The organism is Stenotrophomonas sp. 220_Sma (assembly GCF_056487375.1).
Window position 1 is genome coordinate 1,159,999 of record NZ_CM151348.1, and the last position, 15,866, is coordinate 1,175,864.

General features: G+C 62.2%; 10 protein-coding genes. 6 read left to right on the forward strand and 4 right to left on the reverse strand.

All coding sequences use genetic code 11. The annotated features are described in order from the left end of the window. The first annotated feature begins 43 nt into the window (after positions 1 to 43). From ACZLIB_RS05625 to ACZLIB_RS05650, 6 genes are all read left to right on the forward strand, one after another. Positions 44 to 5,362, forward strand: a complete 5,319-nt coding sequence (locus ACZLIB_RS05625) for a wall-associated protein (RefSeq protein WP_478469327.1) — start codon at positions 44 to 46, stop codon at positions 5,360 to 5,362. Between the two features lie 3 nt (positions 5,363 to 5,365). Beyond that, entirely contained in the window at positions 5,366 to 6,379 is a 1,014-nt protein-coding gene (locus ACZLIB_RS05630) for an RHS repeat domain-containing protein (protein ID WP_478469329.1), read from the forward strand. 143 nt (positions 6,380 to 6,522) lie between these two features. Beyond that, the gene (locus ACZLIB_RS05635; protein WP_197616834.1) at positions 6,523 to 6,858 is read left to right on the forward strand and encodes a hypothetical protein; all 336 of its coding nucleotides are present in this window, start codon (positions 6,523 to 6,525) and stop codon (positions 6,856 to 6,858) included. 607 nt (positions 6,859 to 7,465) lie between these two features. Next, a complete protein-coding gene (locus tag ACZLIB_RS05640) occupies positions 7,466 to 8,026 on the forward strand; it encodes a hypothetical protein (protein ID WP_478469331.1) in 561 nt (186 codons plus the stop codon). 3 nt (positions 8,027 to 8,029) lie between these two features. After that, complete coding sequence (locus ACZLIB_RS05645; RefSeq protein ID WP_478469332.1) at positions 8,030 to 8,545, forward strand: RHS repeat domain-containing protein; 516 nt, start codon at positions 8,030 to 8,032, stop codon at positions 8,543 to 8,545. Positions 8,546 to 9,940: 1,395 nt separating this feature from the next. Beyond that, complete coding sequence (locus ACZLIB_RS05650) at positions 9,941 to 10,474, forward strand: hypothetical protein (RefSeq protein WP_232528267.1); 534 nt, start codon at positions 9,941 to 9,943, stop codon at positions 10,472 to 10,474. 549 nt (positions 10,475 to 11,023) lie between these two features. Here ACZLIB_RS05650 and ACZLIB_RS05655 read toward each other — a convergent pair. From ACZLIB_RS05655 to sufB, 4 genes are all read right to left on the reverse strand, one after another. Continuing rightward, on the reverse strand, positions 11,024 to 12,280 hold the full coding sequence (locus tag ACZLIB_RS05655; protein WP_005408431.1) for a cysteine desulfurase: 1,257 nt from the start codon (positions 12,278 to 12,280) through the stop codon (positions 11,024 to 11,026). Further along, the gene (gene sufD / locus ACZLIB_RS05660) at positions 12,277 to 13,539 is read right to left on the reverse strand and encodes a Fe-S cluster assembly protein SufD (RefSeq protein ID WP_478469334.1); all 1,263 of its coding nucleotides are present in this window, start codon (positions 13,537 to 13,539) and stop codon (positions 12,277 to 12,279) included. The genes ACZLIB_RS05655 and sufD overlap by 4 nt, the downstream gene beginning before the upstream one ends. Beyond that, the gene (gene sufC, locus ACZLIB_RS05665) at positions 13,539 to 14,303 is read right to left on the reverse strand and encodes a Fe-S cluster assembly ATPase SufC (RefSeq protein WP_110711472.1); all 765 of its coding nucleotides are present in this window, start codon (positions 14,301 to 14,303) and stop codon (positions 13,539 to 13,541) included. The genes sufD and sufC overlap by 1 nt, the downstream gene beginning before the upstream one ends. Positions 14,304 to 14,377: 74 nt before the next feature. After that, positions 14,378 to 15,853, reverse strand: a complete 1,476-nt coding sequence (sufB, locus tag ACZLIB_RS05670; protein WP_043396952.1) for a Fe-S cluster assembly protein SufB — start codon at positions 15,851 to 15,853, stop codon at positions 14,378 to 14,380. Between the last annotated feature and the right edge of the window lie 13 nt (positions 15,854 to 15,866).

A 15,866-nucleotide genomic window follows, 5' to 3' on the forward strand; every position in this document is an offset into this window, starting at 1 on the left:
CGCAGGTGGGGCACACAGGGACGTCGATCCAGGGAGGATCTTCATGCAGTCTGGCCTCATTTCTCATCCGCGCGCCGCAATGGCTGCCAAGGGTCTGTTTCTCGGTGTCATTGCCCTGTGTGTGCTGGCACCGGTCGGCGTTTCAGCCCAGATCGTTCCCACCTGGCGCCAGGAGTACGACAAGCGACTGAAGTACGGGGACCTTGTCGAACCGCTGAAGGGCGAGATCTTCGGCGAGCAGGTCAACCTCTATGACGGCTCGATCAGCTTCAAGGCCACGGATATTTCGATTCCAGGCAATGGCGGTCTGACGATGACCTTGGGCCGCAGCTACAGCGATGACGATGGCGGCGGAGAGAACTCATTCTCGAATTGGGGCCTGGATATCCCGTCCATGTCCGGCGTCTATGGTGATCTGCCGGAGACCGCGTCTGTCGGCTATTGGGCGCCTGCCGCGCGCTGCAGTACGGTGGCGGCGCCTCCGTCATTAGAGGTCTGGAACCGTCGCAAAACCCAGACCGTCAATTTCAGTCCCACTACATTCTGGGATGGCGTGCGACTCTCTCTACCGGGTGGTGGCAGTGAGCCGGTGCTGGGAGGCAGCGGAGATGCGCGCCAGCCGCAGCCACAGTTTGGCGAACCGGCGCCTTGGAATACCAAGGGCGGCTGGACGTTCAGTTGCCTGACCGCCCTGAAGAGCGGACAGCCGGGACAAGGCTTCCTTGGTCATGCGCCGGACGGTACCAAGTACTACTTCGACTGGATGGTCGCCAAGCACCACAACGGTGCAACGCTGCAACCCTACGGGCCAGAAAGCAATGCACTGCTGAATCGAAAGCGTGTGTTCCTGTACCCATCGCAGGTTGTGGATCGCTTCGGCAACTGGGTGCGCTACGAGTGGAGTGGCGACCGGCTGTTGCGCATGGTTGCCAACGATGGTCGCGAGATCAGCCTGGGCTACAACGCGAAAGGACTGATCGCATCCGCAACCGCTGCTGGGCGTACCTGGACTTACGGGTACACGGAGGCCGATATCCTGCGGACAGTGACGCTGCCGGACGGAACCCAATGGGTCTACAACCTGCCGCCGCTGTCAGTCACCCACAAGTACGCCGACTATAACGGGCAGAGCATCTGGGAGTACATGGACTACCCGGCCACATGTTCGCGCGTCAACAAGATCGTGCCCAGCGAGATCACCCTGAGCATCCAGCATCCGTCGGGTGCGCTGGGGACGTTCCTGTTCCGGCCGTTCCGCCATGGGCGCAAGAATGTGAAGCTGGATTGCCAGACCTCTGGCGACAATCACCTGTTTGCCGATGGCTGGAACTACACGCCGGTCTACCGTGACGCAATGTCGCTGGTGACCAAGACCATCAGCGGTCCGGGCATGCCCACTGCACAGTGGACCTATCAATACACCAATCTCAATGGTGCTTTCGCCCAGGACCTGGGCGGTCCAGTAATCCCCGTAGGCCAGGCAGAGCCGAAGATCACCACCGAGACGTTGCCCGATGGTGTCGTTCGCGTCTACGAGTTCGGCAAGGAAGTTGCCTACAACGACGGCCTGTTGCTGTCCACGACAACGCGATCGGGCGGCTCGGTCGTGCGCGTTGACCGCAATAACTACTATCCAGATGCCCAGCTGGATGCGGCGCCCTTCCCGAAAGAGGCCGGCAAGGACTTCAAGTACGGTGCGAGCGATCTCAAGGCCCATTACAATCGCCCCGTCCAATCCACTGTGGTGGAACAGGATGGCGTGCAGTTCACCCGCACCGTGCAGGCCTTTGATGCATTTGCGCGCGAAGTCACCGTCGTTGAAGCGAATTCCGCAGGCCAGAGTCGCACCACCAGCACCAGCTACTACGACAATCCCGCGCTATGGGTGAACGGCCAGACAGCGCGCAGTGTGCTCAATGGCATCGAACAGTCCCGCACCGAATTCGATACGGCCAAAGCACTGCCGCTGCGCGCCTACGCATTTGGCCGCCTGGCGCAGCAGGTGACCTATGCAGCCGATGGCACGGTTGCCTCGGTGGCCGATGGCCGTGGAAATACCAGCCATCTGTCGGGATGGAAGCGTGGTGTTCCGCAGCAGCTCCGCATGCCGGCCACGCCCGAAGCGCCCAATGGTGCGGTGCGCACGGTTGCCGTGGACGACAACGGTTGGATCACCTCGCTGACCGACGAAACCGGCGCAACCACCAGCTTCAGCTACGACAGCATGGGCAGGCTGCGCAGCCAGCAGTTCCCCGGCGGCGACAGCGTGAACTGGAATGGCGTAACCATGGACCTGCAGCGACTGGGTGGCGCGCAGTTGGGGGTGCCCGCCGGTGCGTGGAAGCACTCGCGCACGCAGGGCGGGCGGCGCACGGATACCTACCTGGATGCGATGTTCCGCCCGGTGCTGGTGACCGAAAACGCCAACAACGTGCTGGACAGCGCCGTGGTGACCCGCTACGACACCAGCGGCAAGACCGTGTTTGCCTCGTATCCCACGCGGCAGCTCTCCGATATCAATGCCGCCCTGACCGGCACCACGACGCAGTACGACGCGTTGGGCCGCCCCACCGTGGTCAGTCAATCGTCCGAGCTTGGGGCACTGGTTACCCGCACCGAGTACGTGGGCAACCTGTCGGTGAAGGTGACCAACCCCCGCGGCCAGGCCACGACGACCCGTCACCTTGCCTACGACCAGCCCAGCTACGAGATGCCGCTGACGCTGCAGCACCCGGAAGGCGTGGTGACCGAGATCCAGCGCGACACGCTGGGCAAGCCGCTGGCGATCACCCGCCGCAATGCAGACGGCAGCCAGTCGCTCACCCGCCGCTACGTCTATGACGGCTACCAGCAGCTGTGCAAGACCATCGAGCCGGAAACCGGTGCGACCGTGCAGGACTACGACGCGGCAGGCAACGTGCTGTGGTCGGCGGCCGGCACGGGTTTGACCAGCACCACCGACTGCAACCGCAGTGAAGCCCTGGCCAGCGGACGTGCGGTGAAGCGCAGTTATGACGCCGCCAACCGCCTGTCGACCCTGATCTTCCCGGATGGGCGCGGAAATCAGAACTGGTCCTACGCGCCTGATGGTCTGCCGGCCGAGATCAGTACGCAGAACGATCCGGCCCGGCCGATGGTCGTCAACCGCTACCAGTACAACCGCCGCCGCCTGCTCAGCGGCGAAACCCTGCAGCATCCGGATCTGGGAAGCCTGAGCCTGGCCTATGGCTACGATGCCAACGGCACACTGGCCAGCAATACCTACCCGGGTGGGCGTGTCGTCAGCTATACGCCGGATGCATTGGGTCGGGCGACGACGGTCGGCGGCTATGCGAAGGAGGCCAGTTACTTCGCCAACGGCGCGTTGGCCCGCTTCGTATATGGCAATGGGATCGTGCACACGTTGACCCAGAATGCCCGCGGGCTGCCCGACCGCAGCCGCGATGCCACTGCAGCGGCCGCAGTGCTGGATGACAGCTATGACTACGATGCTGGCGGCAACGTGATGGCCATTTCCGATGGTCTGCCCGGGGCGCCCGGCAACCGGGACATGACCTATGACGGCCTGGACCGGTTGCGGACGGTCACTGCGCCGGGCTTCGGCAACGCCTTGTATGAGTATGACGCGCTGGACAACCTGCGCCGTGCCAAGGTCGGCAGCCGCGATCGTACGCACTACTTCGATCCGACCAATCGGCTGGTCAACGTGATCGAAACCGGAACCGGGGCAACCGTGACCGGTCTTGGCTATGACGTGCAGGGCAATCTTTCGGTGCGCAATGGCCAGGCTTTCACGTTTGACTACGGCAACCGGCTGCGTGCGGCGGGTACAGCAGAGAGCTACGAGTACGACGCCCACGGTCGCCGGGTGAAGGCCAGCGCCAGTGGCAAGGGGGCAATCTACTCGTTCTACGACAACGGCGGCGTGCTGCGATTCCAGCGCAACGAACGTACCGGCAAGCAGACCGACTATCTCTACCTGTCAGGCAGCCTGGTTTCCCAGGTGCATGGTGAAGCGGCACCCAGCGTTCCCGCGCTGAGTGCGCCGGGCTACATCACCCAGGGCAGCGTGAACCTGACCTGGAGCCCGGCCGGCGGTGCCAACCGCTATGAGTTGCAGCGTGCCCTTGCGGGCAACTGGAGCACGGTCTTCGATGGCGCGGCGCAATCGTTCACCAGCACCGGCCTGGTCACGGGGACCTATCAATTCCGGGTGCGCGGCTGCCGGGTGGTGTGCGGCGGATGGAGCAATGTCGCGTCAGTGGCCGTGGCATTGGCGCCATCCACCGTGCCGACCCTGAACGTGCCTGCCACAGCCTTCAACGGCAGCTACAACGTAGCTTGGTCTGCGGCTTCCGGTGCCGAGCGCTATGAGCTGGAGGAAAGCGCCAATGGTGGCGCTTGGGCCCAGGTGCACAACGCCATCGGTCAGTCCAAGGCCTTCAGTGGCAAGGCAGCGGGAAGCTACAACTACCGGGTTCGCGCATGTAACCCGGTAGGGTGCACGGGATACAGCGCCACGGCTGCGGTGACGGTCGTATATCCGCCTGCCACTGCGCCCGGACTCTCTGCGCCGGCACGCGCTGCGCCGGGCAGTATTGGTATTGGCTGGAACGGGGTGGCTGGTGCCACGCGTTACACCTTGCAGGAGAGTAGCAATGGTGGCGGATGGGTCACGCTGTTCGACGGCAACGCGGGTTCCTATGCCACCGCTGTGCGTGGTGTGGGCAGCTATGGTTATCGGGTTGCCGCCTGCAATGGCGCAGGCTGCGGGCCGTGGTCGGCCACGTCGACGGTAGCGGTGATCGGGCCGCCGACGATCGAGCCGGTGATCAGCGCACCGGGCCTGGTGAACGTGCCGCAGTACAGCCTGAGCTGGTCGGTGCCGGCCAACAGCGAGAGCTTCGTGCTGGAGGAGAGTGCCAACGGTGGTGGCTGGACGGTGGTGCATAACGGCGGCGGGAACAGCTTTGGTGCCAGCCGTGGTAATGGCAGCTATGCCTATCGCGTGAGGGCGTGCAATTTCGCGGGGTGCAGCCCCTACTCGGGCATCGCCAGTGTCTCCGTCGTGCTTCCTCCCGCGGCCACTCAGATCTACGTGGCGGAGTGGCTAAGCACGCGCAAGGCGCCCTATCAGGTGCAGTGCAGCGTCGGCTGGCGTGCGGTTCCGGGGGCAACGGAATATCAGCTGGAGCCTTCCGGAGCTGGACGGCGCCTGTACACCGGCCCCAAGACCTATGTGCAGTCGAGCGGCGGGACCTACTGCGCCAGTCTCTACATTGTCAGGGCCTGCAACGCCGGTGGTTGTTCGGCATGGTCCGCAGACTTCCCCGTCACCCGTGGCGTATTGAACTGGGACTAAGCCATGAATGGACTCTCTTTGCTATTGATTCGGGCGGTACTCGCGGTGGGGGTGCTGGTGGCCTGTGTGGCGCCGGCAGTTGCCCAGGAAGTGGTCGAGTACATCCACACTGATGCACTGGGTTCACCGGTGGCGATCACCGATGCCAGCGGAAACGTCATCGAGCGTACGGTGTATGAGCCGTATGGGGCGGTGGTGAATCGGCCGTTGAAGGATGGGCCGGGGTATACGGGGCATGTGACGGACTCGGGCACGGGGCTGAGTTACATGCAGCAGCGGTACTATGATTCGACGACTTCATCGTTCCTGAGCGTTGATCCGGTTTCGGCTTTCCAGAGCTCGGTGAATGCTTTTGGCCGGTATCGGTATGCAAATGCAAACCCATATAGCCTAATCGACCCGGATGGACGGCGAGCGTGCGGGAAGGACTGGGACTGCAGAATGACCGAGCATGCAGGCGGAAAAAGTCTATCTCGCGGGCAGCTGGCGGCAATCAAGAGGGATCCGCAAGCGTACATTGACAGGGCGAACAGTATTCCCAATCGACAAAGTTCGGAGGCGGGATCTGCCAGATATTTTTCGGAAGTTGCCCGGCCTGTAACGATTGCGACCAACTTGGAAGTAGGGGCTGATATCGCGCAACTTTCTGATCAGTCTTACACAGCAGTCAATTTTGCTTTGGGCGATGCGACTGCGGGCGCTGGAGCAGGTAGCGTCGTTCAAGGGCAAAACAACTACGCAGGCCCAGGTGTCAGGGTAGCCATTGCTCATACACACCCAGTGAATACAGCATTCAGCTACTGGAAGGGATCCTGTTTCTGCGGTGGTCGATGGGAGGGGAGTCTCTACCGAGGTGATCTGGAGAGAGCAAGATCTGCAGGTGTTAACAGCTATGTGGCCACTCCTAGCGGTTCCGTCATGGGATTCGACTTCAGGGGTATGAATGGAGCGGTCAATGCTAGAACGAACCCTGGCGCGTACATCGCGGCCGAAGACTACTTCTTTAAGGTGAAATGATGGATCCCGGACGTCGGTGGTTTGCAGTTGTTACGCTGGTTTTCACCCTTGGCGCTTGTTCTTCATCCAGTCAGGAAGGGGGCGCGGCGGGGGCTCCAAGCGTCTGTAAATTTCGAGGCAATGAATTAGGGTATGAAACGTGCATGACCACGATGTCTGCGCTGTTGTCTCAGCCAGAAAAATTTGACGGGCGATTGGTTTCTTTCTATGCATGGATAGATCAGGTCAACGGTGTGATCTTGCTCTTTCCCTCGCGTGATGAACTGGACGCAAGGAACTCATTCAGTTCATTGGTGGCCTATCCAGAATCAAGCCCGGAGGCCTTTCGAGAGATTCCTTCGGTTGAGAGTGGGGAGGAGAAATTCCTGCGGGTGACCGGCACGTTTCGCTGGAATCGCGATGGTGCCCCCAGGCCCCCAAGTGCTCCAGTGGATGTAGATCGAATGGGGGTGATGGAAGGCGTTCATTTGGGTTTATAGCGAATGAGTCGAGTGGGTTGGTGACAGGCGCTTGGCGAGCGTTGTCGGCACAGCTTGTCGTTGCTCGTTTGGTGCATGATGGAAGTGCTCGCCTCGTGGGCGTTCTATGCAGAGTTGCATTGGTTGGCGCTTGCGTTCTTTCCTACGCAAGTCGACGTTTATGCTCGACATCCAGGGGGTCGATCTGGGCAATTGTTAGGAACGGAAAGGCCGCAGTCTCCCGCGGCATTCTCGTCTTGCTCGCTGCTACTCAAAACACACCCCAGTAACTTCCGCGCCGTCGCCAACGCCGTCATGAACGGTTCGATCTTGGCGTGCGCCATGTAGGACGCTAGGAGGTACGGCAGGTGGCCGCGACGCTGAAGTGCTGCATCAGCGGGCGGGCGTAGTGCGGGCCCTATCGCACTTTCATTCTTTCAGATTGTGCAGGATCACCAGTTGTTCATGGACATGCTCGCCGCTGATCACGGGCGAGACCGCGGCGGCCTTCCCTGCACCTCCCCGATAATCCGCAGGCCGGCGAGTCGGCGCAGCTCTTCGGTGAAGTGCGCCAGTAGTTCCACCTCGCGTGCTTCCGCGTTTTCCTGGCCTGGCTGCTACAGGAGGGATGATCGGGCCGCCGACGATCGAGCCGGTGATCAGCGCGCCGGGCCTGGTGAACGTGCCGCAGTACAGCCTGAGCTGGTCGGTGCCGGCCAACAGCGAGAGCTTCGTGCTGGAGGAGAGTGCCAACGGTGGTGGCTGGACGGTGGTGCATAACGGCGGCGGGAACAGCTTTGGTGCCAGCCGTGGCAATGGCAGCTATGCCTACCGGGTGAGGGCATGCAATTTCGCGGGGTGCAGCCCCTACTCGGGTATCGCCAGTGTCTCCGTCGTGCTTCCTCCTGCAGCCACTCAGATCTACGCGGCGGAGTGGCTCAGCACGCGCAAGGCGCCCTATCAGGTGCAGTGCAGCGTTGGCTGGCGCGCGGTTCCGGGGGCAACGGAATATCAGCTGGAGCCTTCCGGAGCTGGACGGCGCCTGTACACCGGCCCCAATACCTACGTGCAGTCGAACGGCGGGACCTACTGCGCCAGTCTCTACATTGTCAGGGCCTGCAACGCCGGCGGCTGTTCGGCATGGTCTGCAGACTTCCCCGTCACCCGCGGCGTACTGAGCTGGGACTAAGCCATGAATGGACTCTCTTTGCTGTTGATTCGGGCGGTACTCGCGGTGGGGGTGCTGGTGGCCTGTGTGGCTCCGGCGGTTGCCCAGGAAGTGGTCGAGTACATCCACACTGATGCACTGGGTTCACCGGTGGCGATCACCGATGCCAGCGGAAACGTCATCGAGCGTACGGTGTATGAACCGTATGGGGCGGTGGTGAATCGGCCGTTGAAGGATGGGCCGGGGTATACGGGGCATGTGACGGACTCCGGGACCGGGCTGAGTTACATGCAGCAGCGGTACATGGATCCGGCGTTAGGGGCTTTCCTGAGTGTTGATCCGGTAACGGCTGAAGGGGGCGATATGCGCCATCTAAACCGCTACGCCTATGCTTACAACAGCCCGTACAAGTTCAAAGATCCGGATGGGCGCTGCCCCCAGTGCTTGTGGGGCGCGCCAATAGGCGCAGTTGTGAACATCGGTGTTCAGATGGCTATGGCTGAAGGGTCGATGGGCGAAAGATTCTCCCAAGTAAAATGAGGGTAAGTTGCTGTCGCAACAGCGGCTGGCGCGCTAAGTGGTGGAGTAAGTGCCGTTGCAGGCACTGCTGCCACTGCCGGTGGAACCATTGCTGCAAACGTGGTTGGAAATGCAGCCGTCGGCGCAGTTTCAGTCCAAGCAAATGCACAACTTGAAGGCAAGACCGCTTCTGTATCCGAGGTTGCGAAGGGCGCAGCCTTGAGCGGAGGAACGGCTGGCTTAGGGGCAGCTGTTTCTGCTGCGCCTGGCGTAGCCGCTAGAAGTGCGAGTGCTGGGATGACACAGACTGAGCGAGCTGCGACAGGAAATCTGATGCAGGGTATAAAGGAAGCCACTCCTGGGTTTAAATACTCCAATCCCACCCAAACAGCGGCCAATGCCGTCGGTACGGCGGTCAGTTCATCAGGCGATCTGGAACCACTTGTGAACGATAAGTTGAAGTAGGATATGAAGGCCAAATTGATCCTGAAGGGCGTCGCCCTGTATTACGCGAAAGCTGCTGTTTTCACGATCGCAAGCTATGGATTGTTGCGTCTCGTGTACGGGCATACAGGGATTTCATTCATTGAATGGGCGCTCATACTTCTGGCGGCGTTCACGGTGGGTTACATACCTCTTTTCGTTGGCTTGCTACGCGGGAAGAGTTCGTAGCAGTCTTGTGCAGACACGATACGTCCGCCGAATGGGGCCTCTTCTTTAGCGTAGCTATCTGGCAGGCTACTGAAGCGCCAGCTGCAACGGGAGACGGCGCCATCGGCATTTTTTCGCCGCAATGCTTATGTGCAGTCGAGTGGCGGGACCTATTGCGCGCATGAGTATCGCGCGCGTGCCTGCAATGCAGGAGATTGCTTGCCGTGGTCGAGCAACCATCCTGTCGCCCAGAGTATGCCGAGCTGGGACTAAGCCATGAATGGGCTCTCTTTGTTGTTGATTCGAGTGGTGCTTGCGATAGTGGTGCTGGTGGCCTGTATGGCGCCTGGGTTGCGGTATGAACGGGTCGGGATTGCGCCTTGCGGGGTAGGGTTGCCCAACTGGTGTGTCATTGCGAACTGATCGATCACGTCGATAGGCTTTGGGGGAATTTCCTCTTGGTTTATGAATATGAGGTTTCGCATTGAGCGCTATCGATGAAAAGAATCTCGTTTTAGCCTGTCTGCGGAGACTGTTGGAATCCGAGCCTGCTTCCGTGGAACAGGCGTCTGGTTGGTACCAGAGGGCGGAATTTATCAAGGACGTGCTTCGGTCAATTTCGTATGAAATCGGGGTTCCTCACGTGATATGGCACTATCTTGATGACGCCGATATCCGTATTTGCGATCCCCGCTATGCCGAAGCACAGGTGTTGGCCGTTAGGCAGAGTATTGATGAGTGGGCTTGAGTGCAGTCAGAGAAGCCATGAACAATAAATGTTGCTTGCCAGACTTCATTGCGGCATCCCTCTCGGATGCTACCCCTCCGGATCTCCCTCTTCTCCGGGAAGACTGGGCGGGGATGGCGTTTGATCGCAACCTGTATGAGGATTTTGCTCCGAATGATGTTTGGGTGGCGTGGCTGAAAGTACTTTCGGAGCACTTTGCAGATATCGCGATGTGCGCGGTTCGATGTTCAGAGTGCTCCGACGGGGGAAGCCCCGTGGAAATTGAGCGAGGTCTGGATGGCCTGCGCTCCTACTGGCTCGAAGATGGGAACTTCATGCGTGATCATTATTTGTATTCGCATGATGGTCGCTGGGTTGTAAAGCTGGATCAGGACGTGACGTTGTTTGCGGGAGATGTCACTTTCCTTGCGGATGTTGTCGCGCGACTTGGTGGTGTAGAGCATGTCGAGAAGATGATGCGACGGGACCTGATTGGTACAGCTGAGGACGTTGTTGGCCTCGGTGGGTACGTCAAGGGGCTTCTTGCGCCCTTGAACGCATCGACTCCATAGCTGATTGCTGCGTAGAAGATTGGGTGTGCAGGTGCTATGTGATGGAGTAGCATCAAAAGGAGGAGCTGAGTGCCAGGGTTTGTTGAAAGCTTCCCCATTTGGGCTTCCATCATTCTAGGCGCCATGTGGATAAACGCATTTGCGGCTCACAGGATGTTGCTTAAAATCGAGCGTGAACGGCCGGAAGTACTCGCTGCAGTGGGAATCATCAAGGTTGATTGGTGGCTTAGGTGCTTGCGCGGTATTGCAGTGCTTGCCCTTACTTCCAAAGGGCAGACGCTCCATCAGGGGGAACGGTGGGTGTTGAGGGGCGTCGTGATGATGTACGTCTTCCTGATTGCCTCCGGGGTATCCATGCTTGTTGGCATGTAGGGGACGGTGCCTCAAGGTCGTTGATGGTGGATGGATCGGCGTTACGGTGAGATTGCCCGTTCCTGGCATCACTCGGTGTTTCCCGGTCACGCCTCTGCTTGCTTGCGTCCAGCGCGCAATAAAAAAACGCCGCAGTTTCCTGCGGCGTTCTCATACTTCCCCGATTCTGGCGAATCCTCAGCCCAGCAGCTTGCGTACCTTGGTCAGCGCGGTCATGAACCGCTCGATCTCGGCATGCGTGTTGTAGAACGCCAGCGAAGCTCGGCAGGTAGCCGCGACGCCGAAGTACTGAAGCAGCGGGTGTGCGCAGTGCTGGCCCGAGCGCACGGCCACGCCTTCCAGGTCGAGCAGGGTCGCAAGGTCGTGCGCATGCGCGCCGTCGATCAGGAACGAGACCACGGCGGCTTTTTCCGGCGCTTCGCCGATGATGCGCAGGCCGTCGACGCGGCGCAGCTCTTCGGTGAAGTGCGCCAGCAGTTCGGCTTCGCGGGCTTCCACGTTCTCCTGGCCAAGCTGCTGCAGGTAGTCGGCAGCCACGCCCAGGCCGATGAAACCGGCGATGTTCGGGGTGCCGGCTTCGAACTTGTGCGGGGCATCGTTGAACACGGTGCCGTCGAAGCTGACTTCCTTGATCATCTCGCCGCCGCCGAGGAACGGCGGCATCGCGTCCAGGTGCTCGCGGCGCGCCCACAGTGCGCCGGTGCCGGTCGGGCCGCACATCTTGTGGCCGGTGATGGCGTAGAAATCGCAGCCGATCGCGGCGACGTCGACCTTGCGGTGCGGCACGGCCTGCGAGCCATCGACCACGGTGATGATGCCGCGCTTGCGCGCTTCGCGGCAGATCTCGCGCACCGGATTGACCGTGCCCAGCACGTTGGAGACATGAGTAACCGCCAGCAGCTTGACCTCCGGGGTCATCGCCGCGCGCAGCGCATCCAGATCGAGTGCGCCATCGGGGGTGATCTCGGCCACGCGGATGGTGGCGCCGGTACGCTGCGCGACCAGCTGCCACGGCACGATGTTGGCGTGGTGCTCCATGCGCGTGATCAGGATCACGTCACCGGCCTTCAGCCGCGGCAGCGCCCACGAATAGGCCACCAGGTTGATGGCGAAGGTGGTGCCACTGCACAGCACCAGGTCGCTGGGCCGCACGTTGAGGAAGCGCGCCAGCTTGTTGCGTGCGCCTTCGTAGGCATCGGTGGCTTCGCTGCCCAGTGCATGCACTGCACGGCTGACGTTGGCGTTGTAGCGGCGGTAGAACTCGTCCACCGCGCCGATCACCTGCACCGGCTTCTGGCCGGTGTTGGCGTTGTCGAAATAGACCAGCGGCTTGCCGTGCACTTCACGCATCAACAGCGGGAAGTCGAGACGGACGCGGTCCCAGTCGGGGGCGCCGGTGCGTTCTTCGATCGGTCGCGGCGTGGACAGGTTCATGCCACACCCGCCTCGGCGAGGGCCTTGTCCAGGCGACGTGCCAGCTGCGCACGCAGTGCGTCGGGCAGGATCTTCAGCGGCTCGTGGCAGAACGCGGCGCTCAGCAGTGCCTGCGCCTGTGCCTGCGGCAGGCCGCGCGAGCGCAGGTAGAACAGCGCATTGGCGTCGAGCTGGCCGACAGTCGCGCCGTGCGCGGCCTTCACTTCATCGGCATCGATCACCAGCGTCGGCTGGGTGTCGATCTCGGCATCGGCCGACAGCAGCAGGTTCTTGTTGGACAGGTTCGCGTCGGTGCCATCGGCGCCTTCGCGGATCTGGATGCCACCATGGAACACCACGCGGCTGCGGTTGGCGGCGACGCCGCGCCACAGCAGTTCGCAGGCGGTATCGCGTGCGATGTGGTCGATGCCCAGGCGGGTTTCGACGTGGCGGCGGCCATTGCCGAGCAGCACGCCGTTGGCGGTCAGCTGGGCATTGTCGCCTTCCAGGCGCACGTTCAGTTCATGGCGGCTGAGCGCGGCGCCCAGTTCCAGGTCGACGCGGTGGTACTGCGCGTCGCGGGCCAGCACCGCGTCGGTGCGCAGGAAGCTGGTCTGGCGCGCGCTGCCGGCCTGCACGCGGGCGTGCTTGAGCACGGCATCACGGGCGACGTGGGCATGCAGCACGGTGTTGTCCAGGTGGGCGGAGTCACCCACGCTGAAGCGGTGCTCGACCACGCCCAGGCTGGCGCCGGCACGCAGTTCGATCAGGTGACGGTGGTGCCAAGCCAGGTCGGTGTCGCCGGCGACGCTGGCGAATACCAGCTGCAGCGGCGTTTCGACCTGCACGCCTTCATCCACGCGCAACACCACACCTTCATCGGCCAGCGCGGCATTCAGGCGGGCGAAGATCTCTTCGCTGCGTTCGTAGCGGCGGCCAAGGAAACGCACGGCGTCTTCGCCGGAGGCCAGTGCGGCCGACAGCGGCTGCAGCTGCACGCCGGCCGGCAGCGCCTGCACGTCGCTCAGCGCGGCATCCAGGCGACCGTTGACGAACACCAGGCGCGGCGCCGGGATGTCGTCCAGCAGCGTGGCGTCCAGCGCCGGGCCCTGCAGCGGTGCCGCAGCGAACGCACGGCGTTCCAGCTGGCGCAGCGAGGTGTACTTCCAGGCTTCGTTGCGGGCGGCCGGCAGGCCGTCGCGCAGGGCCGCATCCAGCACTTCGCGGCGCGCATCGCTGCCGCAGAAGGCCTGGGCCATCGAATCGAGCAGCGCGCTCATCAGACCGCCGCCTCGCGCACCACGCGATCCTTGAGGAAATCGTAGCCGTGCGCTTCCAGTTCCAGTGCCAGTTCCGGGCCACCGGTCTTGACGATGCGGCCATCGGCCAGCACGTGCACCACGTCCGGCTTGATGTAGTCCAGCAGGCGCTGGTAATGGGTAATGACCAGGAACGAACGGTCGGCGGCGCGCAGTGCGTTGACGCCGTCGGCCACGCTCTTCAGCGCATCGATGTCCAGGCCCGAATCGGTTTCGTCCAGGATCGCCAGCTTCGGTTCCAGCACGGCCAGCTGGAAGATCTCGTTGCGCTTCTTCTCGCCACCGGAGAAGCCTTCGTTGACGCCACGGTGCAGCAGTTCATCCTTCAGGTGCAGCACGGCCAGCTTCTGGCGCACCAGCTTGAGGAACTGCATGGAATCGAGTTCGTCCTCACCGCGCGCCTTGCGCTGGGCGTTCAGTGCCGCGCGCAGGAAGTAGGTGTTGTTCACGCCCGGGATTTCCACCGGGTACTGGAACGCCAGGAACAGGCCGGCGGCGGCGCGCGCTTCCGGGTCCTGCTCGAGCAGGTCGGTGCCTTCAAACTGCACGCTGCCTTCGGTCACTTCGTAGCCGTCGCGGCCGGCCAGGACGTTGCCCAGGGTGGACTTGCCGGCGCCGTTCGGGCCCATGATGGCGTGCACCTGGCCGGGCTTCACATCCAGCGACAGGCCCTTGAGGATTTCCTTGTCGCCGATGCGGGCGTGGAGGTTTTCGATCTTCAGCATGGTGGGGGTTTCCGTGGGGCGGGCCGCGGCCCGCCGGTAAAGAGAATGCGTTTGCGAGGGGCAGGGGCGGGCGGTCAGCCCACCGAACCTTCCAGCGAGACTTCCAGCAGCTTCTTGGCTTCCACCGCGAACTCCATCGGCAGTTCGCGGAACACCTGCTTGCAGAAGCCGTCGACGATCATCGACACCGCGTCTTCCTGGCTGATGCCACGGGCGCGGCAGTAGAACAGCTGGTCGTCGGAAATCTTGGAGGTGGTGGCCTCGTGCTCGACGGTGGCGCCCGGGTTCTTCACCTCGATGTAGGGGAAGGTGTGCGCGCCGCACTGCTTGCCGATCAGCAGCGAATCGCACTGGGTGTAGTTGCGCGCGCCATCGGCATTGCGGTCCACACGCACCAGGCCGCGGTAGGTGTTCTGGCCGCGGCCGGCGCTGATGCCCTTGCTGACGATCTTGCTCTTGGTGCGCTTGCCGACGTGGATCATCTTGGTGCCGGTGTCGGCCTGCTGGCGGTGATGGGTCAGCGCCACGGAGTGGAACTCACCGACCGAGTCGTCGCCCAGCAGCACGCAGGACGGGTACTTCCAGGTGATCGCCGAGCCGGTTTCGACCTGGGTCCAGGTGACCTTGCTGCGCGCACCACGGCACTCGGCACGCTTGGTGACGAAGTTGTAGATGCCGCCGACGCCGTTCTCGTCGCCCGGGTACCAGTTCTGCACGGTGGAGTACTTGATCTCCGCGTCTTCCAGCGCGACCAGCTCGACCACCGCAGCGTGCAGCTGGTTCTCGTCGCGCATCGGCGCGGTGCAGCCTTCCAGGTAGGACACGTAGGCCTTGTCCTCGCACACGATGAGGGTGCGCTCGAACTGGCCGGTGTGGCCGGCATTGATGCGGAAGTAGGTGCTCAGTTCCATCGGGCAGCGAACGCCTTTGGGAATGAACACGAAGCTGCCATCGGAGAACACCGCCGAGTTGAGCGCGGCGAAGTAGTTGTCGCCCACCGGCACCACGGTGCCCAGGTACTGGCGGACCAGTTCCGGGTGTTCCTTGATGGCCTCGGACATCGAGCAGAAGATGATGCCCTTCTCGGCCAGTTCCTTGCGGAACGTGGTGCCGACGGACACCGAGTCGAACACCGCGTCCACCGCCACGCCGGCCAGCTTGGCACGCTCGTGCAGCGGCACGCCCAGCTTGTCGTAGGTGTCCAGAAGTTCCTTCGGCACGTCATCCAGCGAGGCGTACTTCGGGCCCTTCGGCGCGGAGTAGTAGCTGAGCGCCTGCAGGTCGATCGGCGCGATCTCCAGCTTGGCCCAGTCCGGCATCGGCATGGTCAGGAAGTGGCGGTAGGCGTCCAGGCGCCACTGCGTCATCCACTCCGGCTCTTCCTTCTTGGCCGACAGGGCACGGATGGTGTCCTCGTCCAGGCCCGGCGGCAGGGAGTCCGATTCGATCTCGGTGATGAAGCCGGCCGAATACTTGCGGCCGAGCTGCTCGTGGATCTCGCGGTTGGGGGTGTCGTCGTGGGCGACGTTTTCGATGGTTTCGGTGGCCATGGGGGGCTGCCTA